The organism is Ruegeria sp. BC2 (assembly GCF_056539245.1).
On record NZ_JBQFUQ010000003.1, the window covers coordinates 286253 to 305406 of the forward strand.

Annotated in this window: 20 protein-coding genes; 8 read left to right on the forward strand and 12 right to left on the reverse strand. The window is 60.1% G+C overall.

Annotated elements, in window-relative coordinates; all coding sequences use genetic code 11:
* Positions 1-3: 3 nt before the first annotated feature.
* The 6 genes from ACR0CU_RS14550 to ACR0CU_RS14575 form a co-directional block, all read right to left on the reverse strand.
* On the reverse strand, positions 4-1137 hold the full coding sequence (locus ACR0CU_RS14550; RefSeq protein WP_170435720.1) for a murein hydrolase activator EnvC family protein: 1134 nt from the start codon (positions 1135-1137) through the stop codon (positions 4-6).
* A complete protein-coding gene (gene gpmI / locus ACR0CU_RS14555; protein ID WP_480643323.1) occupies positions 1134-2651 on the reverse strand; it encodes a 2,3-bisphosphoglycerate-independent phosphoglycerate mutase in 1518 nt (505 codons plus the stop codon). Before gpmI ends, ACR0CU_RS14550 begins: the two co-directional genes overlap by 4 nt.
* A gap of 92 nt (positions 2652-2743) precedes the next feature.
* The gene (locus ACR0CU_RS14560; RefSeq protein WP_170448134.1) at positions 2744-4411 is read right to left on the reverse strand and encodes a sulfatase-like hydrolase/transferase; all 1668 of its coding nucleotides are present in this window, start codon (positions 4409-4411) and stop codon (positions 2744-2746) included.
* Positions 4412-4657: a (Na+)-NQR maturation NqrM gene (gene nqrM / locus ACR0CU_RS14565; protein WP_093963352.1), complete on the reverse strand. Its 246-nt coding sequence runs from the start codon at positions 4655-4657 to the stop codon at positions 4412-4414. It abuts the gene before it with no gap.
* A gap of 15 nt (positions 4658-4672) precedes the next feature.
* Positions 4673-5698, reverse strand: a complete 1026-nt coding sequence (locus ACR0CU_RS14570) for an FAD:protein FMN transferase (protein ID WP_170448136.1) — start codon at positions 5696-5698, stop codon at positions 4673-4675.
* 66 nt (positions 5699-5764) lie between these two features.
* The gene (locus ACR0CU_RS14575) at positions 5765-5950 is read right to left on the reverse strand and encodes a hypothetical protein (RefSeq protein ID WP_170341480.1); all 186 of its coding nucleotides are present in this window, start codon (positions 5948-5950) and stop codon (positions 5765-5767) included.
* Between the two features lie 125 nt (positions 5951-6075).
* Here ACR0CU_RS14575 and ACR0CU_RS14580 point away from each other — a divergent pair, with 125 nt between their 5' ends.
* Positions 6076-6600 (forward strand): CBS domain-containing protein, encoded by a 525-nt coding sequence (locus tag ACR0CU_RS14580; RefSeq protein ID WP_093963355.1) that lies wholly within the window; start codon positions 6076-6078, stop codon positions 6598-6600.
* Positions 6601-6604: 4 nt separating this feature from the next.
* Here ACR0CU_RS14580 and ACR0CU_RS14585 read toward each other — a convergent pair whose 3' ends face one another.
* The 4 genes from ACR0CU_RS14585 to ACR0CU_RS14600 form a co-directional block, all read right to left on the reverse strand.
* Complete coding sequence (locus tag ACR0CU_RS14585) at positions 6605-6877, reverse strand: P-loop NTPase family protein (RefSeq protein ID WP_170448138.1); 273 nt, start codon at positions 6875-6877, stop codon at positions 6605-6607.
* Between the two features lie 175 nt (positions 6878-7052).
* Positions 7053-7838, reverse strand: a complete 786-nt coding sequence (locus ACR0CU_RS14590) for a GNVR domain-containing protein (RefSeq protein ID WP_170359439.1) — start codon at positions 7836-7838, stop codon at positions 7053-7055.
* 1029 nt (positions 7839-8867) lie between these two features.
* Positions 8868-9107: a sugar transferase gene (locus ACR0CU_RS14595; protein ID WP_170448142.1), complete on the reverse strand. Its 240-nt coding sequence runs from the start codon at positions 9105-9107 to the stop codon at positions 8868-8870.
* 115 nt (positions 9108-9222) lie between these two features.
* The gene (locus ACR0CU_RS14600; RefSeq protein WP_170448144.1) at positions 9223-10023 is read right to left on the reverse strand and encodes a metallophosphoesterase family protein; all 801 of its coding nucleotides are present in this window, start codon (positions 10021-10023) and stop codon (positions 9223-9225) included.
* A 548-nt stretch (positions 10024-10571) separates the two neighbouring features.
* On the opposite strand from ACR0CU_RS14600, the gene ACR0CU_RS14605 reads away from it, so the two are divergent.
* On the forward strand, positions 10572-11525 hold the full coding sequence (locus tag ACR0CU_RS14605; protein WP_170448146.1) for a phage head spike fiber domain-containing protein: 954 nt from the start codon (positions 10572-10574) through the stop codon (positions 11523-11525).
* Between the two features lie 280 nt (positions 11526-11805).
* Here the strand turns inward: ACR0CU_RS14605 and nusG are convergent, their stop codons facing one another.
* Positions 11806-12366 (reverse strand): transcription termination/antitermination protein NusG, encoded by a 561-nt coding sequence (nusG, locus tag ACR0CU_RS14610; RefSeq protein ID WP_170448148.1) that lies wholly within the window; start codon positions 12364-12366, stop codon positions 11806-11808.
* Between the two features lie 82 nt (positions 12367-12448).
* Here nusG and ACR0CU_RS14615 point away from each other — a divergent pair, with 82 nt between their 5' ends.
* The 6 genes from ACR0CU_RS14615 to tviB all read left to right on the forward strand — a co-directional run bounded on the left by ACR0CU_RS14615 (position 12449) and on the right by tviB (position 17457).
* The gene (locus tag ACR0CU_RS14615) at positions 12449-12952 is read left to right on the forward strand and encodes a hypothetical protein (RefSeq protein ID WP_217356856.1); all 504 of its coding nucleotides are present in this window, start codon (positions 12449-12451) and stop codon (positions 12950-12952) included.
* 669 nt (positions 12953-13621) lie between these two features.
* Positions 13622-13858 (forward strand): helix-turn-helix domain-containing protein, encoded by a 237-nt coding sequence (locus ACR0CU_RS14620; protein ID WP_170448152.1) that lies wholly within the window; start codon positions 13622-13624, stop codon positions 13856-13858.
* 15 nt (positions 13859-13873) lie between these two features.
* The gene (locus ACR0CU_RS14625; protein ID WP_170448154.1) at positions 13874-14227 is read left to right on the forward strand and encodes a glycosyltransferase; all 354 of its coding nucleotides are present in this window, start codon (positions 13874-13876) and stop codon (positions 14225-14227) included.
* A gap of 4 nt (positions 14228-14231) precedes the next feature.
* Positions 14232-15050, forward strand: a complete 819-nt coding sequence (locus ACR0CU_RS14630) for a polysaccharide biosynthesis/export family protein (protein WP_170448156.1) — start codon at positions 14232-14234, stop codon at positions 15048-15050.
* 87 nt (positions 15051-15137) lie between these two features.
* The gene (locus ACR0CU_RS14635; protein WP_170448158.1) at positions 15138-16151 is read left to right on the forward strand and encodes a GDP-mannose 4,6-dehydratase; all 1014 of its coding nucleotides are present in this window, start codon (positions 15138-15140) and stop codon (positions 16149-16151) included.
* A 22-nt stretch (positions 16152-16173) separates the two neighbouring features.
* Complete coding sequence (tviB, locus tag ACR0CU_RS14640; RefSeq protein WP_170448160.1) at positions 16174-17457, forward strand: Vi polysaccharide biosynthesis UDP-N-acetylglucosamine C-6 dehydrogenase TviB; 1284 nt, start codon at positions 16174-16176, stop codon at positions 17455-17457.
* Positions 17458-17922: 465 nt separating this feature from the next.
* On the opposite strand, the gene nqrF is transcribed toward tviB, so the two are convergent.
* Positions 17923-19143, reverse strand: a complete 1221-nt coding sequence (nqrF, locus tag ACR0CU_RS14645) for an NADH:ubiquinone reductase (Na(+)-transporting) subunit F (RefSeq protein ID WP_170341458.1) — start codon at positions 19141-19143, stop codon at positions 17923-17925.
* Between the last annotated feature and the right edge of the window lie 11 nt (positions 19144-19154).

Consider the following 19154-nt stretch of genomic DNA (forward strand, 5'->3'; position numbering starts at 1 on the left):
CGTCTATCCATCCTTGTCAGGCCGGAACCATGATTCCGGATCCACGGGGCTATTGTTCTCTCTTACCTCTATATAGAGCGTTTCTGGACGATCAGTTCCAGTGCCATCACCGCTTGTTGACAAAATCGCGCCGATTTCTGGTGTTTGACCGGGCATCAGGCCCACTGGTGTTCCTTCGGGGATCACCTGACCGGGGTCCCCGTACACCTCCTGAAGGCCGGAGAAGACAAAAAGCAAACCGGGCTGCGGTTCCAGGATCACAAGGTTTCCAAGGTCCAGAAGCGGCCCTCGGTATCGGATCGTGGCCGCTGTGGGCGACAGCACCAATGCACGTGGTCTGGTTCCCAGTACGAGCCCCGGACGCGTGACCCCTGCGGCGTCCGTTTCGCCGGAACGATGGAGTATGACGCCTTGGGTCGGCAGCGGAATCTGTCCTTTCAGTTGGGACACATCCGCGTTCGAGGCTATGATTTCTCCATCCGATATCTCAGATAGACCGCTGGCGAAACCATCCAGAGTCTCCGTTGATGAGATCAGGATGGCTGTCCGTACCGGGTCTTCAATGAAGCGGCGCGGCAGGTCGGTACGGTCCGCTATGGCCTCGCTCAGCTTCGTCCTGGCGTTCTGCACGCCTTCCAACCCTTCGGTCAGCGTGTCCGCAGCGCTTTGTTGCAAGCGGCGCAGGGTCTGCACCTCGTCCAGATCCCGGGCCAGCGCCTGGGCTCTGGTGTTCAGGCCAGGGGTGACTTCGGACAGCATCATCCCGGTGCGCGCCGCCCCCAGCGGCCCGGCCGGGTGCAGCATCAGAACCGGTGGCGCCGTGGTTTCGATGGTTTGCAGCACGCCCAGCAACTGGCGGATTTCGCGTTCGCGCGCGTTCAACTCGGCGGTCAGCTGGCTTTCGCGCAAAGCCGCTCGGCGCAGCCCGTCGCGCATGGCGGCCAGCCCGGCCTCGTAGGCCTGGATCGTCTCGGTCAGGGCACGCACGCGGTCGCGGGCGGTTTCGGCCTCGGTCAGCGCGATCGAGGCCTGTTCCAGCATCTGCGCTGCCTCCAGTGCCGCCTGCGCGGGGTCCGGCGCGGCCCGGACCGCCTGCCCCGCCATCAGGGCCGCCAGAAGAAGCGCGCGCAGCCTCATGACAGCAGGCTCTGACCCGTCATTTCCGGCGGCTTGGGCAGGCCCATCAGGTCCAGCACCGTAGGCGCCAGATCGGACAGGCGACCTTCGCGCAGGGTTGCGCCCTCGGGTCCGCCAACCAGCGCCACGGGTACCGGGTTCAGGGTGTGAGCGGTATGCGGCCCGCCTGTTTCGGGGTCGATCATGGTTTCGCAGTTGCCGTGATCGGCCGTCACGATCATGGCACCGCCTGCCTTTTCAAGCGCGGCGACCACGCGGGACAGGCCTTGGTCAACGGCCTCGCAGGCCTTGATCGCGGCCTGCAGGTCACCGGTATGGCCCACCATGTCGGGGTTGGCATAGTTGGTGACGATCAGGTCATAGCCGCCCTCGATCGCCTCGACGAAATTGTCCGTCACCTCTCCGGCCGACATCTCGGGCTGCAGATCATAGGTTGCCACCTTGGGCGACGGGGCCATATAGCGATCCTCGCCGGGCTCGGGGGTTTCCTTGCCGCCGTTCAGGAAGAACGTGACATGGGGGTATTTCTCGGTTTCGGCCAGGCGGAACTGGCGCAGGCCCTGCTTGGCAACCCATTCGCCCAGCGTGTTCACGATCTCGCGTTTGGGGAAAACGGTCGTCATGTAGGCATTGTGGCCGTCGGAATATTCCACCATGCCCAGCAGCGCCGACAGGTGCGGGCGCGGGCCGGTGTCGAATTCGGCGAAATCAGGTTCGGCAATGGCGCGCAGGATCTCGCGGGCGCGGTCGGCGCGGAAGTTGAGGCAGAAGAACCCGTCACCGTCGCGGACGCCGTCGTAGCCGGGCAGAACCGTGGGCGCGATGAACTCGTCCGTTTCGCCCCGGTCGTAGGCGGCCTGAATCGCAGCGCTTGCGGTATCGGCCTGCCCACCCTGCCCTTTAATGATCGCTTCATAGGCGCGTCCGACCCGTTCCCACCGGTTGTCGCGGTCCATGGCATAATACCGCCCCGAGACGGTGACGACGCGCGCGTTCGCAGGCAGGCGGCGCTCCAGCTCGGCCAGGAAGTCCAGCGCCGATTTCGGGGCCACGTCGCGTCCGTCGGTGATGGCGTGCAGCGCCACCGGCACGCCCGCCTCGGTGATCGCTGTCGCGGCGGCGACGATATGGTTCAGGTGCCCATGCACCCCGCCATCCGAGACCAGCCCCATCAGATGCGCGATTCCGCCCGCCGCCTTCACCTTGGCGACAAAGTCCTGCAGCGCAGCGTTTTCAAAGAACGAGCCATCCTCGATCGCAAGATCGATCTGGCCCAGATCCATGGCCACGACCCGCCCGGCCCCGATATTGGTGTGCCCGACCTCGGAATTCCCCATCTGGCCGCTGGGTAGACCCACATCCGGGCCATGGGTGATCAGCCGCGCGTGCGGACCCTTGGACATGATCGCGTCGAAGGTGGGCGTGTGGGCCAGATAGGGCGCGTTGGCCTGCGTGTCGTCGGACAGGCCCCAGCCATCGAGGATACACAGGACGACGGGTTTGGGTGCGCTCATGTCGGGTCTCCGGTAACTGCTCTTGTCCGTTCTTCTATCCCCTGCCCGCCGCATCGTGAACCGCCTTTTGCGGCGATGCGCCCCGCGCGGGACTATTTCCTGATCTGCTGCCAGGGCCGCGCCTTGCGGCCGCGATACTTGACCGTCAATTCAGGCGGGGCGTCGCTTTCGTCATAGGCCCCAAGGACCACGCCCTTGCCGCGACTTTTGGTGCGCATCTCGACCAGCTCGGTCGCCGAGCGGGTGGTACGCTGCGACGGGCGACGGGCCCAGGCGAACAGATGGTCATACATCTGCGCGATCACATCAGCATGGTCCGCGCTGTCGCCCAGATCGGTCAGCTCGCCGGGGTCGTTTTCCAGATCGAACAGGATCGGGCGGAACCCGCCTTCGCAATGGATCAGCTTCCATTTTTTCGTGGCCACCATGAACATCGCCGCATCGCGCACCGAAACGCCCAGCGTTTCCGCGATGGGCGAGGCCGAATAGTCGTATTCGCAGATCGCGAATTTGCGCGGGGTCTCGTCCGCCCGCCCGTGCAGGATGGGCAGCAGCGAGTGGCCTTCTAGGATATGATCAGGCACCGCACCGCCCGCGACCTCGACGAAAGTGGGGGCCAAGTCGATCGACTCGACCAGCGCGTCGCAGGTGGTGCCGCGCGTGGCATCGGCCTGTTCGGACGGGTCATAGATGATCAGCGGCACCTTGGTCGAAGCGTCGTGGAAAAACGTCTTTTCGCCCATCCAGTGATCGCCCAGAAAATCGCCATGGTCCGAGGTCAGCACGATCATCGTATCGTCCATGCGGCCGGTCTGCTCCATCCAGTCCAGCAGCCGCCCGATCTGGTCGTCGGCCTGCTTGATCAGGCCCATATAGGCGGGGATCACCGCCTCGCGCACATCCTGCCGCCAGAAGGTCTGACCGATCTTGGTGTGCATGAAGGCGCTCAGCACGGGTTGTGCATCGGCCCGTTCGGCCTCGGACCGGTTGGGGGGCAGGACATGCTCGGGCCCGTACATCGAGGCATAGGGCTCGGGGACGATATAGGGCCAATGCGGTTTGATGTAGCTCAGGTGGCAGCACCACGGGCCGTCATGGGTTTCCATGAATTCGATGCCGCGCGTGGTCAGATAGGGGGTCTCGCTGTCCTCTTCGGCGATGTTCGCGGCCTGCGGCGCGTTTTTCAGGAACCAGCCGGACAGCACGTTGCCGTTCGCGTCCAGACCGGAATTGGCGAAATCGTGCCAGGGGTTGTCGCTGTCATACCCCTTATCAGCCAGCCAAGCGTTATAGGCGCGGGCCCCGTCGGGGTCATAGAACCCGTCGGGGCCTTCGGGGCGCATCCCGTCGTCGCGCTCGAACACGTCAAAACCGCATTCGGCCACGCGCGCGCCGATCAGGCTGTCGGGTTCAAGGCCCAGCCGCGCCATGCCCTCGGCGTCGGCGCGCATATGGGTCTTGCCGACCAGCCAGCAGTCCATCCCCGCCTTGCGCAGATGGTCGCCCATGGTCAGTTCACCCACCTTCAGCGGGATGCCGTTCCACGAGGCGCCATGCGACTGTACATAGCGCCCGGTATAGGTGGACATGCGCGAGCTGCCGCAGATCGGCGACTGGATATAGGCCCGCGTGAACCGCACGCCGCGCGTGGCCAGCCGGTCGATATTGGGCGTGTGCAGATGTGGATGGCCGTAACAGCTCAGGTAATCCCAGCGCAGCTGGTCGAACATGATGAACAGGATGTTGCGGGCCTTGGCCATTCAGTGCTGCGCGCCCTGGCTTTCCATCTGTTCCACCATCCGGCGGGCGCGCTTGCATTGCAGCTTGTCACGCAGGGGGCTGTTGGGGTCCACGTCCTTTTGGCACACCACGCATTTGTCGGCGCCCGAGATCGCGTTCAGCCCGCCGCAACTGCCCTTGATGGTCTTGCCCATCAGCATCACGCCCAGCGACATGCCGACCATGATGATCAGCAGCAGAACAAACGCGAGGATAAAGGTGCTCATCGGCCGGCCCGCCCTTCAGTTCGATCCCAGCGCATCCTTGAACGCGCTGCTTTGTACCGTGATATAGGCATCTTCGCCGCCTGTCACATCCCGCGAGATGAAAAACACCGCCAAACCCAGCTGATCGGCCAGTTTCAGCCCCCTCTCCTGCCCCAGCGCCAGCATCGCGGTGGCCCAGGCATCGGCCATCATCGCATTTTCGGCCAGAACCGTGACCGAGGTCGTCCGATGCGTGATCGGGCGTCCGGTGGTAGGGTCGATGATATGCGAATACCGCACCCCGTCCTGTTCGAAGAAGTTCTTGTAGTCGCCCGAGGTCGCCATGCCGCGGTTGTCCAACGGCACGATGAACTGGATGGTCTGCGATCCGGTTTCGGGCTTTTCGATGCCGATGCGCCAGGCCTCGCCCTTGTCGTTCTGACCGCGGGCCACCAGGTCGCCGCCGATCTCGACCATGTAGTTCTCGATGCCGGCCTCTCGCAGCGTCTCGGCCACGGCGTCGATCCCGTAGCCCTTGGCGATGGCCGAAAGGTTGATCCCCACGCCCGGTTGCGCCTTGGCCAGCGTCCCGGCCTGTGCATCCAGAGTCAGCAGGCGCGCCTGCCCCACCTGTTCCAGCGCCGCCGCGATCTCGGCATCCGACGGCACCGGGTCTTCGGGCTTGCGCGGGCCGAAGCCCCACAGCTCGATCAACGGCCCAAGTGTCACGTCGAACACGCCGCCGCTTTGGTCGTGCACCTGGTTGGCCGCCGCGATCACATGGGCGAGTTCCTGTGACATCGGCATCGGGTCGGTGCTGGCCGAGGCGGAAAAGACCGAGACCTCGGAATTCGGGTCCCAGTTGGACATCTTGGCGTTCACCTGCGCCAGCGTTTCCTCCACGGAGGTGGACAGGGCAGCCTCGTCCAGATCCTCGCCGATTGCGGTAATGTGATAGGTCGTGCCCATGGTTTCGCCGGGCAGACGGACGATCTCGGGCTCCTCGTCGAACAGACAGCCAGAAACAACAAGCGGCAGGGCCAGAGCAAGCAGTCGGCGCATGGGGCGATCTCCTGGAAATGCGTTGCCCGGCATATGCCAGCGGCCCCACCCAGAGTCAAACCTGCGTCAGGGCGCCAGGGGCAGGAAGCCCAGGACCAGCAGCCCGGCCGCAGCGGGCACTCCAAACAGCCACGCGCGTTTCTGCCAACCCGGGGGCTGCTCTTTCCACAGTTTGCGGAAATTATGTCCGCAGATCACGACCAGAAGGAAGATCAGGGCGGCAACCGCAGGAGACAGATGGAGTTGGGTCACGGGGTCCGGTTTTTCCTTGCGACCCGGCGCGGTTGCGCCGGTTTTTGAATTTGCACCCTATACAGGTTTCTCTGCTGCGATAAGGTGGTGAGGACAGCCTGTAGCGTTGAAGGAGGAGACCGCCCATGGCCCCAAGCTCTTACCAGCCCCCGACACGTGGCGACAAGGCCGGGTCAAGCACTTACAGCCAATCCGCCGAGTCGAATTTGTCACATACTCAGACCACTGTCGCCAAATTGCTGGAAGGAAAAGGTGATGCGGTGTTTTCGGTTCGGCCGAATGACACCATCCATTCGGTGGTCGAAATTCTAAAGGAGAAACGCATCGGGGCGGTTGTCGTCACCGATCAGAACGGCGCACTGCAGGGAATCCTGTCCGAGCGGGATATCGTTCGCCGCATGGCGGATACTCCGGGTCAGACGCTGCCACAATCGGTCGAGGCGTTGATGACCCGCGATGTGCGGACCTGCACACCGGACGACCTGCTGATGGATGTGCTGAAGACGATGACCGAGGGGCGATTCCGCCACATGCCGGTTCTTCGCGACGGCAAGCTTTGCGGCATGATCACCATCGGAGATGTCGTGCATTTCCGCCTGAAAGAGCTGGAATACGAAGCCCTGCGCATGAAGCAGATGATCGTCGGCTAGATCGTCACACGTCGTAGTAACGGGCATAGGCCCCACAAGGCTGCCCGCCTGCATTGGTCTGCTTTCGGGCTGACCCCAGGTCCGACATGACCAGCCCGGTGACCTGCACGTTCAGGCTAGAAAACTCGCGCAGCACCTGTCCGAACTGGGCGCGGGACGTGGTGGCCGGTGCAACCGACAGAAGGATCGCGTCACAGGCCTGCCCGATTGCCCGGACGTCAGAAACGGCCAAAACCGGTGGGCTGTCGATCAGAATATTGTCGTAGTCTGCCCGCAACCTCTGCGTGAGGTCATGAAAGCGCGAAGAAAAAAATATCCGCGGCGCTGCGTGTGCTGCGCTCGCCCATCAGAACATTGACCGACAACCGGGTGTCGGTACGTAGAAGGTTGCCCAAGGGTGTCCCTCCGGTCAGCGCTGTGACCAGTCCACCGTTCGGGTTGTCTGGAAAATACTACCTGAAAGACAGGCTCCGGATGTCGGCTTCGACCAGCAGAACAGATCGACCGAGCCCCGCCAGGCTTTGCGCGAGGGCAATCGACATCGTGATCTTACCCTCATCCGGTACCGACGAGGTGCACAGAATGACTTGTGGTTGAGCGTCCGAATTTGGTGACAGCACAGACGTTCGCAGGTTTCTGGCCGCTTCCGATAGCGGCGACGTCGAATTTGTCGATAGGTACCCGACCAACCGACTGTGCTGGCGGATCGGTGCCAATCGCAAATGCCCCAGAACCGGTACGCTGGTGGCCATCTCCAGATCGGCCCCAGCCGGAACCGCGGATTGCCGGATTTGCTGGACAAGAATGATGCCCAGCCCCAAAGCCGCCCCGGCGATCACCCCAAGAAACATGATCAGACCAGAACGCGGTGCAACTTGTTTACCCGGAGTGGCTGTCGAAATTATGCGGCTGTCCGGCGTTTGTGCGCCCTGTTGGACGGCGGCTTCCTCCAGTCTGGAAATAAAGGTTTCGTGCAGCAACCGGGTTACACGGGCGTCGCGCTCGAACTGGCGCAGTTCGGCTGTCACACTGGCATTCTGGGCGATCAATTCTGAAACACGTTCGGCGAGAGCTATCCTTGCTGCTGCGTCCCTCGTGGCAACCTGCCTTGAAAGGCTGGTGGGAAGGCGACCATGAATGACTTCCTGAACCTCGCCTTTGAAGGGTTCGGGGTCCAAGTCAACAAGTGTCTGGTCCAGTTGGTCAAGCTCTTGAAGACGGCTTTGCAGATTGGCCAACCTTGTTCGGGTTTCGAAAAGGTGCGCGGCCAGTACTTCGGGGCTGGCGCCCGCAGGACCTTGATGGCGTCCTCCTGCCGGGCGATTTCCTGCTCCAGCCCGGCCACCCGGTCCGACAACCATGAAACAGTTTCGGTTAGTCCTTTGGCTTTTGCATTGATTTGATCCCGAACAAAAAGCTGGGCCAAGGTATCCGCAATCTCAGCCGACTTCTGAGGGCGGTTGGTTGTTGCGCCGATCCGGATGACATCTGAATTCCGGACGTTTTCGATAGATACCACCTGTGTGACGTTTTCCGCGACAATGCCCAGGGCTTCGCTATCCGACCGGTTCGCCGGATTTTGCCAAAATACGGTCCAACGCGATGCGAAGATGGCTGGATTGAACTATGGATCATCCTAAAGGTTTAGCTCCAGCGCCGGGATATGCATCAAACGAGCAGAGCCAAGGATTTCGACTTGGGTATTGATGGCGGAGATGTCGACACCTAGCCCGTCATGGCTTGCGACGGCACGTCGGAATAGCCCGCAGAGCGTGTCAGAACCAACGTCGTTTCGGACCGGAAGCGGGGTTCTATCGCAAAGGGCGAGATCCCCAATCCCAGCAAAAGACCGAGACCCGCGCAGCCGGCGATTGTGTATCTGTCCGGCCATCACAGCCGGGCAAAGGCCAGCAGAACCAAACCGTCCACGGTTTTCTCGCGCCTGTTCGCGCCATGAGGTTTTTCGTCGGTCGTGTTAGGCCTTTGCAAGTGCTTGTGTTCTGTCACCGTTTCTTGGCGTCAATCGCCCTTGAACTCTGCAACCGCCTGCAGCGTCCGCCAAATAATCCAAAATTCAAATGCAAGGCTCGGATTACTGATGTAGTAGTGGTCGGCCCAAATTTTTTTTGAATATCTTCAGAGCATTGTGCGTAACCGACTTCGGTCTGGGCATAGCCGCTGATTCCGGGGCGGACACCAAGCCGGGCGCGGTAACCGGGCTATAGGGGCCCCCTGAACTCACCGCGCCGAGGCTTCATAGAACGGAATTAATATGCGACAAACGCTCTTCCTCCTCTGCCCATGCGGATCTGGCAGAACAACAGGGGCCCTCGGTTTAGAATGGGGTTCATGACGAGCAACAGGATTGCGCAAACCGCCACGAGTGGCAACAGGGCCAGAGAAACAGCAACATCCGTGAAGCGTTTGGTGATACTGAATGTCAGACCTACCCGCGGCGCGGCAAAACCGGAAAAAGTTGCGTGGGTGCCAACAGTATCGATGCTCATTCATCCCCCTTGAGCGTCTGATATCGCGTAGGCTCAGCGGGAGTTTCGCTGCGGAATGGTAAATACCGAGCTAATGTTAATAGTGTATTTCGAGATCATTATTTGACTATGGCCGTCATGCCCGACCGGCGGTGTCCGAGGCTTCATTCTCGGGGGCCGTTGATACGAAATTGACGATGCCCGGGCTGATGTCTGCCGCCGTGAGCCGACCGGTCGCAAACGCGCCGGTATCGATCGAAATCACCCGGCCACTGACCTTTGGATCTGAGACGATGGTATGCCCGTGCACGACCCATTGGCCATCCGTTCGAGCGGTGGACGGGAAATTGGGGTGCCCCCACAAACAGACATGGCGCGGTTGGTCATCGATTGGCAAAGCCGGATCAAGGGCCGCGTGGACGATCGAGACATTCCCGCTTGACCAGGTCAGTGGCCGGTTTTTGAGCCAAGTCAGAACCGGGTCGCCGATCACAGACCGCAACTGATGCGAGATTTGGACAGCATCTTCGCCCAGTGTCGCTTCGGTTATTCCCGTCAGGCCGAACGACGCGAGTGTCTGAAGCCCACCGTTTCCCAGCCACAAGCGACTGGTCCGCTTCGGCTGCTCGATAAATCGAAGCAGCATCTCTTCATGATTGCCCAGCAGACAAATCACTTCACGCTCGCCGTTTTCCGAAAGATGGCGCAGGTGATGCAAAACCTGAGCACTATATTCTCCACGGTCGACATAGTCCCCGACAAATACCAGAGGAATGTCTGGATCGAGCCGGGTCAGCAGTTGCTGCAATAGGTCCAGCCGCCCGTGAATGTCACCAACTACATAGAACCGCCGATCGGGTGCCAAGGTCTCCAGCAGCGATTCCTGCTCAGGCTCGTCCGTGCCTCGCCTGAGTTTTTTGATCCACGATCCTATCATCAGACCTGTTCCCTATCGCGCTGTGGCCCAGGCAGCAATGGCGGACAGGGCCGGCTGACGCCAACGCCGCAGTTTTGAACAACAGGTTATTGAGGCGGGCGGGTAACGCAAGGGTCCTCGGCATTAGAGTGGCCGCCGAAAAACAACAGGAGCTTTCCATGCTGTCGATGATTTACAAACCGGCCGCGCAGTGGTCTGTCTAAAACCGCCACGATGCGGCCGCGGACCAGGATAGTCTTCTCAGCAACGTCGGTGGTGCATCGATCCGGTTTGAAATCACCGCTGACGATGCCATCCCTGAATTGGAAGCGGCTTTGAGTCACACGGTTCAATCGGGGCGGTCTTTTGCGATGCAGATGAAAGCTGGCGAGCGTCTATGGCTGGTCGGTGACAATGCCAAGGCAACTGTTTTGGTTGGAACTGTTTTGGTTGGATAAGCCATGAAACCAGGAGGACGTTTCAAAAGAGGCTGGCTTGCCTTCAACGGTCGAAGGTAGTCTTTGCCCAACCCTTGGGGCCCCTACATAGCTGGCGGTCTTGTACCAGATGTGGTTTCGGATTTCCGGACCAATCTGCATCGCGGGTTGAACGGCCAAGCGGTTGCGTTCGCGGACTTGTTTGATTTTTTGCGCTCCACCGTCGGTACTTGCACCAATTCGTCCGGTGTGGTGTCGACCGCGGCTATTGGAAAGCCGCGGTACGACCACGTGTTCGAGGATGGGCAATGGCTCAGCCGCGGGCTGTTGATCGAGGGCCACGCAAGGACAAACCTGCTGCGTTGGACAAGTGATTTTGGCAATTCCGCCTGGTCCCGCACACGGTCGAGCATTACACCGAACGCTGGTTTCAGTACGGATGGGTCAACGTCGGCAACGCGCTTGACCAGCACCGCCGCGACATACGACGGCGCGGTTCGGCAGTCCGTGAGCTACACTTCGGGCGACACTCTGACGTTTTCGATTTACGCCAAGGCCGGAGACCGGCCCTATGTTTTTTTACGTGAACGAACGCGCGGATTATTTAAGGATACCTATTTCGATCTGACGAACGGGGTAACCGGCACGGTGAATTATGTGCATACCGCGCAGATCCAGAATGCTGGAAACGGTTGGTATCGCTGCGCGATCACCGTAGTAGCCACCCAGTCGGCAGGTACAGACTTCGAGATTTACAGCTCTGAGGACGACTACGATACCAGCTCGACCCAACCGGTATACGTGCTGATCTGGGGCGCTCATTTGGAGAAAGGTCACGGCCCCTCGTCATACATCGCGACACAGGATACCCCAGTCCAGCGGGCGGGTGATGTTCTATCCATGTTTTGCGGCCATCTTTCAGATCCCAGTGCATCCGTCGTCGTGTCCCTCACTCTGTCAGGGAATCTGCAGATTGTTCAGGGGACAGGACCAGTCTCATTACTTCACTGGACCGATCCATCAGGCGACCGCATCGAGTTGCACGTCGAGGCTGACACGGTCACGACCGGGCAACTGGTGGTCTAACAAACCGCTGGTGGAACAGCCACTTCGGTGGCTTCCGGGATGGGCGTCATTGTTGCGGGTCGAGACCATCCTGTGTCGATTGCATCCCGCCACACGCCAACTGAATACGGCATTGCTGCATCAGGGTCGTTGCCCGAGAATGCGCCGGTCCAAGGGATGCCGCGGCTGGTAAACGGTTCCTTGTTCATCGGTCTGGAATGCTCGGACATATCGCCGACATCCGGATGTTGTACGCAGATGTCGGAGCCGCCGGACTGGGCGAAGCAGCCGGTTGACCAATTCATGCGGGCACGGCTTGGGTCACCTTGTGTACCGCGGATCTGGGTACGGCGGTTCGGACCTTCCGACCCATGATGTGAATCAGCAGGTGCACGCGCTCCTGAGTGTCCATTTCCGCGATCCGGCTTAGAATGCCCGAGAACGGCCCGTGCGAAATCCGAACCGCATCACCCTGCTTGAGGGACGGATCCGGGTGCAGCAAGCCGGTTCCGTCGCATCGGCGGAACAACTCGGCCATAAATGCGAGCGGCAAGGCCTGTGGCACGGCGGCTGGTCCGGTCACCAGCCGAATCACGCCGCGGGTGCTGTTGATGGCCTCCCATCCAGGCCCGGCCGAATTGAATCGGACAAAGACATAGCCGGGGAACAATCGCCGCGCCTCGGTCCGCAAGCGCCCACGGTTTCTGCGCGTTTCGAGCCTTGCGGGGTTGAAGGTTTCAAATCCTTGTCGGGCAAGGTTCCGTTCGGCAATCAGGTTCATGTTCGGGCGCAATTGCGCAGCAAACCAGCTGTCGGGGCAACGGGCAGTGTTCTGAAGGTCTGTCGAAATCGAAGTCGTCACGGTTTCAGCCTCGCGTTTTCTGAAAAATGACAATTTATCAGGCTGTTAATCTTTCTCGGCACACCTTTGCAGTCAGGTGGAAATGATTGTTTGGGAAGTCGACATGAAGGCGGGCAATTCACGGATTCTGCTGAGCAAGATGTTGCAAGCCGGTGCATTGGCCATCGCGCTGATCGCGTTTCCACTAGCCTCAGTCCCTGTTCGGGCGAGTCTGCATGTCCTTGTCGCAAGGAATGATATCGGCGGTCGCATTGATCGCTGCGCGGAACAGCTGGATCACCTGCGCGCGCGCGGCGACCTGGTGGAAATCCGCGGGCATTATTGCCTGTCGGCCTGTATAATGTATCTGGGGGCCGAGAGCGCTTGTACCGAGCCTGATACGGTCTTTGGATTTCATGGCCCCAGCTTTTGGGGCTTGCCCGTGAATGACGCCAGTTTCGAATACTGGAGCCGAGTTGTAGCCAGTTCTTACCCGGACGGGTTGCGACCAGGGTACATGCAGGTCGCGCGCCATCGGGAAAATGGGCACTACCGCGTATTTGGACGCGAACTGATTGGTTTAGGCATTCAGCAGTGCTCTGATTGATGGTTGCCATCAATTGCGCCCCGTGCTGCTGGTCGATGTGGGAGTAGCTGAACCGGACGCGATCGCTGCCACCGCCGCTCCTAGACCGAGCGCAGGCGCCAATAAGCCGACAAGGTTCGTTGATGCAGGTGTGACATGCGGAACCTCTGGGTTGGTTTCCGCCCTGCTTGTCCTGTCGCATCTGACTTTAAGACCGCCATCGCGCATCCACCGCGCTCGGACCACGTTGCGCGATCCACACACTTGAATGGAGACCGCGGACTCTATCGCCGACTGATCCTGCGCCTTTACCGGCCAAGGGGCCACCGCGGCCCAAACACCAACAAGAACGGTCCACTGCTTCACTGATCTGCCCTACGTAATCTCCTCGGAGACTGAGCGGAAATGGTTAACAAACCGTTATTCGCCGCACCTAAGATGAAGATCCGATCTCGGTCTTGTGGTTGTCATTTCGTCAAAAAAACTGATGCCGTGCCCTCCGTTTTTTTGAGCAACAACATTTGCGATTGAAAATCGATCTCTCATCTGAAAGATGTGGTGCATGAGATGCGCTCGCGTAAAGATTGACTGGAGTCTCTTCCGGTGCGGTAGCTATTGCCAAACAAAAACCATTGCAGAATGCGGGCTGCCGCGGTAGTGCGGAACAGTCACGCAGAGATCTTGACCGGAATGCAGTTGCGCGCGGCGCGTGGTGCACTGAATTGGTCCGTTCGGGAATTGGCCGAGCGGTCCGGTGTGGGTGCTGCCACCATCACTCGGTACGAAAAGGTGGACGGGGTACCTCGGTCGCGGAAGGAGAACCTGGGCAAATTGTGGCGAGCCTTTGAAGCCAGCGGTGTCCGTTTTGTCAGCGACAGACGTTCCTCCTTTGGGTTGTTGTTCGACATTCGTTTGCCCGATGCCTGACATCCGGTCGAACATATGAGGATTTCCATTGTTACGGCTGTATCGAACCGGGCTGACACGCTCGCCCAAGCGCTGACATCCGTTGGCGAGCAAAGCCATTCGCAGATCGAGCATCTGGAACAGGATGGAGGCTCGATAGACGGGACGCTTGAAGTGCTCCTCAATTGGCAGGGCGAGCGCCCATTGAACTGGCATTCTGCGCCGGATCAGGGTTTATACGACGCCTTGAACCGAGGGATCGGGCGTTGTCGGGGCGATGTCATCGGAATGCTGCATTCCGACGATGTCTTTGCAGATGCCGATGTGGTGGCGGATGTGGCGCGCGCCTCCGCGTGTGAAGGCTCCACCTTTCCACCTGGGAACGGGTGATGTGGTGGCGAGCATACGCCCCGCACGGGTTGCCGAACTTGCTGGCTCAGGCGCTCAGCGGGATACCTTCACCGTGCGCGATGACGGCACGATCTCGATCCCCGGCGCCGGTCGGGTTCAAGTCGCCGGCCGGACGATAAGTGAGGCGGAAACGGATGTGTTCGACGCGCTGGCCAGAGGCCAGCGCAACCCGGCCGTGTTGCTGGAGGTGGTGGCGTACAACTCGAAACACGTCGCGGTAGGCGGGCAGGTTGCAACGTCGGTCGTGGTGCCGCTGACCGTCGCTCCATTGACGCCCGGTCAGGCGATTGCCGCGGCCGGAGGCCTGACGACCCGGGATCGAGAGCTGGGCACGATCCGCATCTACCGCAGTTGGGATTTGTATCAGATTCCGTTGCGCGACAATTTGGCCCGACCGGAGTTTCGTCAACTTGTCCTTTTGAACGGGGACGCCGTGTTTTCCGATACCAGCTATGACTTGGACCGGGCTCTTAAGTTTTATCGCGATCAGATCGAAGTCATCTGCCTGAACCTTCAGGCTAAGGGGGCTGCCTTGGCCGAACTTGAACAGGAGGTCGGTCTGCGCGGCGCCGAACTGACGGAGACACTCGGAAATATCACAGTTCGCAGCCAACTGGGTGCCGAACAGCGCGGCATTGTCGATCGCGGCCCGTATGGAACTGCGGCCCTACGATATTGTTTTCATCCAGGAGCAGCCCATCACGACTTGGGGTCGGGCGCTGGATCAATTCCTACCCTCGCGGGTCAATGCGGGGTTGGACGCGGCAAATGGTTGACGCGCCCCGCCCTGCATCGGATATGAGGCCCCACCGACCGATAATCCCCTTGACCTTGGCGGGTCGAAAGGGTCCCTGATGGTCGGGATTGTTGATTTGCGTTCGAGGGTTTCATGCAACGGGTATTGATTACGGGCACTGCGGGCTTCATCGGGTTCCACCTGGCCAAGCTGCTGTTGTCCGAAGGATTTCAGGTCCATGGCTATGACGGGATGACGGATTACTACGACGTCACTCTCAAACAGCGCCGCCATCAGATGCTGTTGCAGACGCCCGGCTTCTCAGCAACCGAGGATTTGTTGGAAAACCACGAACGCCTCATGCAGGTTGCAGACGAATTCCAGCCCGAGGTTATCGTTCACCTCGCCGCCCAGGCGGGTGTGCGTTACAGCCTTGAACACCCGCGCAGCTATATCGATTCAAACGTTGTGGGTACGTTCAACGTGATGGAGGTGGCCCGTCAGCACAAGGTCGGTCACCTGCTCATGGCATCTACCTCTTCGGTTTATGGGGCAAACGAAGACATGCCCTTTACCGAGGTGGAAAAGGCCGACACCCAATTGACGATCTATTCTGCCACCAAGAAGGCGAACGAATCGATGGGACATTCCTATGCCCATCTCTGGGATCTGCCCACGACCATGTTCCGGTTCTTCACCGTATACGGCACCTGGGGCCGTCCAGACCTGGCCCTGTACAAGTTTGTCGATGCAATTCTGGATGGGCGCCCGATCGACATCTACAATCACGGCGAAATGTATCGCGACTTCACCAATGTGAACGACCTGGTGCACGGGATCAGGTTGTTGATCGATGCGGTCCCCGTCCGTCCGGACGGCCCCGAGGATATCGAGGAGGGTGACAGCCTGTCGCCGGTCGCGCCCTATCGTGTGGTCAACATCGGGAATGGTGACAAGGTGCGTCTGATGGATTTCGTCGAAGCAATCGAGGAAGCCGTGGGCAAGAAGGCGATCCGGAATTACATGCCCATGCAGATGGGTGATGTTCCGGCGACATGGGCCAATACCGACCTGCTGCAACGCCTGACCGGGTATCGTCCGCAGACCGATTTCAAGGATGGAATCGCTCAGTTTGTCGAATGGTTCCGCGAATACCACGGCAAATGATCTAGTGACCCGGACCTGACGTATGCTTGAAACGAACCCCAATTCCCGTCGGATCGCCGTGATCGGTCTGGGCTATGTCGGCCTGCCGTTGGCCGCTGCCTTTGGCAAGATCGGACCGGTTCTGGGCTTTGACATCAATCCCACGCGCATCGACGCGCTGCGCCAGGGCAGTGACGCCACGCATGAGGTCAGCGAAGACGAGCTGTCCGCCGCCGGGGGTCTTAGGTTTACCACTGACCCCGCTGATCTGGCGGACTGTGACACGTATATCGTGACGGTGCCCACACCGATCACAGCACAAAAACAGCCAGACCTTGCACCGTTGCTGCGCGCCTCAGAAACGGTTGGACGGGTGTTGAAGCCTGGTGATCTGGTTATCTATGAATCAACCGTCTACCCCGGCGCGACCGAGGAAGACTGCGTCCCGATCCTCGAGCGGGAGTCCGGCTTGCGTTTCAACGTGGGTTTCTTTGTCGGGTACAGTCCTGAAAGGATCAATCCCGGCGACAAGGCGCATCGCATCGCCGATATCTGCAAGGTCACGTCGGGATCGACGCCTAAGGCCGCCGATCTGGTGGACGCGCTTTATGCGCGGATCATCACGGCGGGGACGCACAAGGCCGAAAGCATCCGCGTGGCCGAGGCTGCAAAGGTGATCGAGAACACACAGCGCGATCTGAATATCGCCCTGGTGAACGAACTTGCCATGATCTTCGGCCGCCTCGGCATCGACACTGATGCGGTGCTGCGGGCGGCGGGCACCAAATGGAATTTCCTGCCCTTCCGCCCTGGCCTTGTCGGTGGGCATTGCATCGGGGTCGACCCCTACTACCTGACCCACAAGGCCGAGGCCGTTGGCCATCATCCTCAGGTCATTCTGGCGGGGCGGCGCCTGAACGATGGAATGGGCGCATATGTCGTGTCCCAGTTGGTCAAGCGAATGATCCGCGAGCGGATCGAGATGACGGACGCCCGGGTCCTTGTCATGGGGCTAACCTTCAAGGAAAACTGCCCTGATCTGCGAAATACCCGGGTCGTCGACATCGTTCACGAGTTGCAGAGCTACGGTGTGACCGTAGACGTTCACGATCCCCATGCCGATCCGCAAGCCGCACGTGACGAGTATGGGATCGACCTGCTGGAGCACCCCAAGCCCGGCACCTATGACGGTATCGTCCTTGCGGTTGTCCATGACGCATATCTTGCGATGGATCCGGCCGAAATCCGAGCGTTCGGAAAGGCCCGGAATGTCCTGTTCGACGTCAAATCCTGCCTGCCGCGCAGCGCCAGTGATTTGAGGCTCTGACCCGCGCCAGCACACTGAAATGAGAGACATTTTCTGACTGTGAGACCTCTGTCCGCAAGGTCCGAGGCCCTGTGGGTTGCCGCCGGCCTGTTCAGTCTTCTGACTGGCGTGCTGGTGCTTGGTCCGCTGTGCTCTGCGTCCTTGCTTTTGTGTCCACGCTGAATGGCGCAGCGACCACCGCGCTGATTGCGATGGGGAATGCAGCACGTTCTCGTCGGGTGGGCTCAGGGCCGGAGCCTATTTCCTGTTGCGATACGTGATCTGGCTGGGATTTTTGGATAGCCGCCAAGGGCGGCGTTTTCCCCGGCTGCGGGGTCTTGGGTATCGTCGTCGTTTCGAACGGACGTTGGCGTTGGTAGAACGCTGCATGCGGGACAACCGCGTTGACCCACTGACGGCAATACGCAGCGTTTTGGGTCTTGATGTTACAAAATGAAACCGGCGCAAGACTGCGCCGGTTTTGTCTTAGCCACCAAAGTCGTCCAGCATGATGTCTTCGCGATCAACACCCAGATCCAGCAGCATGTTGATGACCGACTGGTTCATGATTGGCGGACCGCACATGTAGAATTCGCAGTCTTCGGGCGCCGGGTGGTTCTTGAGGTATTCCTCGAACAGAACGTTGTGGATGAACCCTGTGTAGCCATCCCAATCGTCGCCCGGTTGCGGGTCGGACAAAGCAACGTGCCACTCGAAATTTTCGTTCTCGGCGGCCAGCTGGTCGAAATCTTCAACATAGAACATCTCGCGGCGCGACCGCGCACCATACCAGAAGGTGATCTTGCGTTTGGTGTTCAGACGCTTGAGCTGGTCGAAGATGTGGCTGCGCATCGGGGCCATACCTGCGCCACCACCGACGAACACCATCTCTTTGTCGGTGTCGCGCGCGAAGAACTCGCCGAACGGACCCGAGATCGTAACCTTGTCACCCGGCTTCAGGTTGAAGATGTAGGACGACATCTGCCCGGGCGGAATGCCTTCGGACCCCGGCGGGGGCGAGGCGATCCGCACGTTGAGCATGATGATGCCTTTTTCGTTGGGGTAGTTGGCCATCGAATAGGCGCGCTCGATCGGTTCGGTAACCGTGGATTTGTACTGCCACAGATTGAACTTGTCCCAATCCTCACGGTATTCCTCGGCGACGTCGAAATCGCTGTAGTCGACCTTGTGCGCCGGGGCGGCGATCTGGATGTACCCGCCCGCGCGGAAATTCACATCCTCGCCCTCGGGAAGTTCCAGCACCAGTTCCTTGATGAAGGTCGCCACATTGTCGTTCGACCGGACGGTGCATTCCCATTTCTTGACGCCAAAGACTTCTTCGGGAACTTCGATCTTCATGTCCTGTTTGACGGCCACCTGGCACGACAGGCGGTCACCGCAGGTGGCCTCGCGCTTGGTGATGTGGCTTTCTTCGGTTGGCAGGATCGACCCGCCGCCCTCCAGCACTCGCACCCGGCACTGCGCGCAGGTACCGCCCCCGCCGCAAGCCGACGGAACGAACAGCTTTTCGGCTGCCAGCGTCTGCAGCAGCTTGCCGCCGGCAGGAACCGAGATGGTTTTCTCACCGTTGATGGTGATGTTGACGTTGCCCGATGAAACCAGCCGAGACCGGGCCGCCATGATAAGCGCGACCAGGGCCAGAACGATCAGGGTGAAAAGGACAACGCCGAGCGAGAAAGTTTCCATGCCCCTGCCCC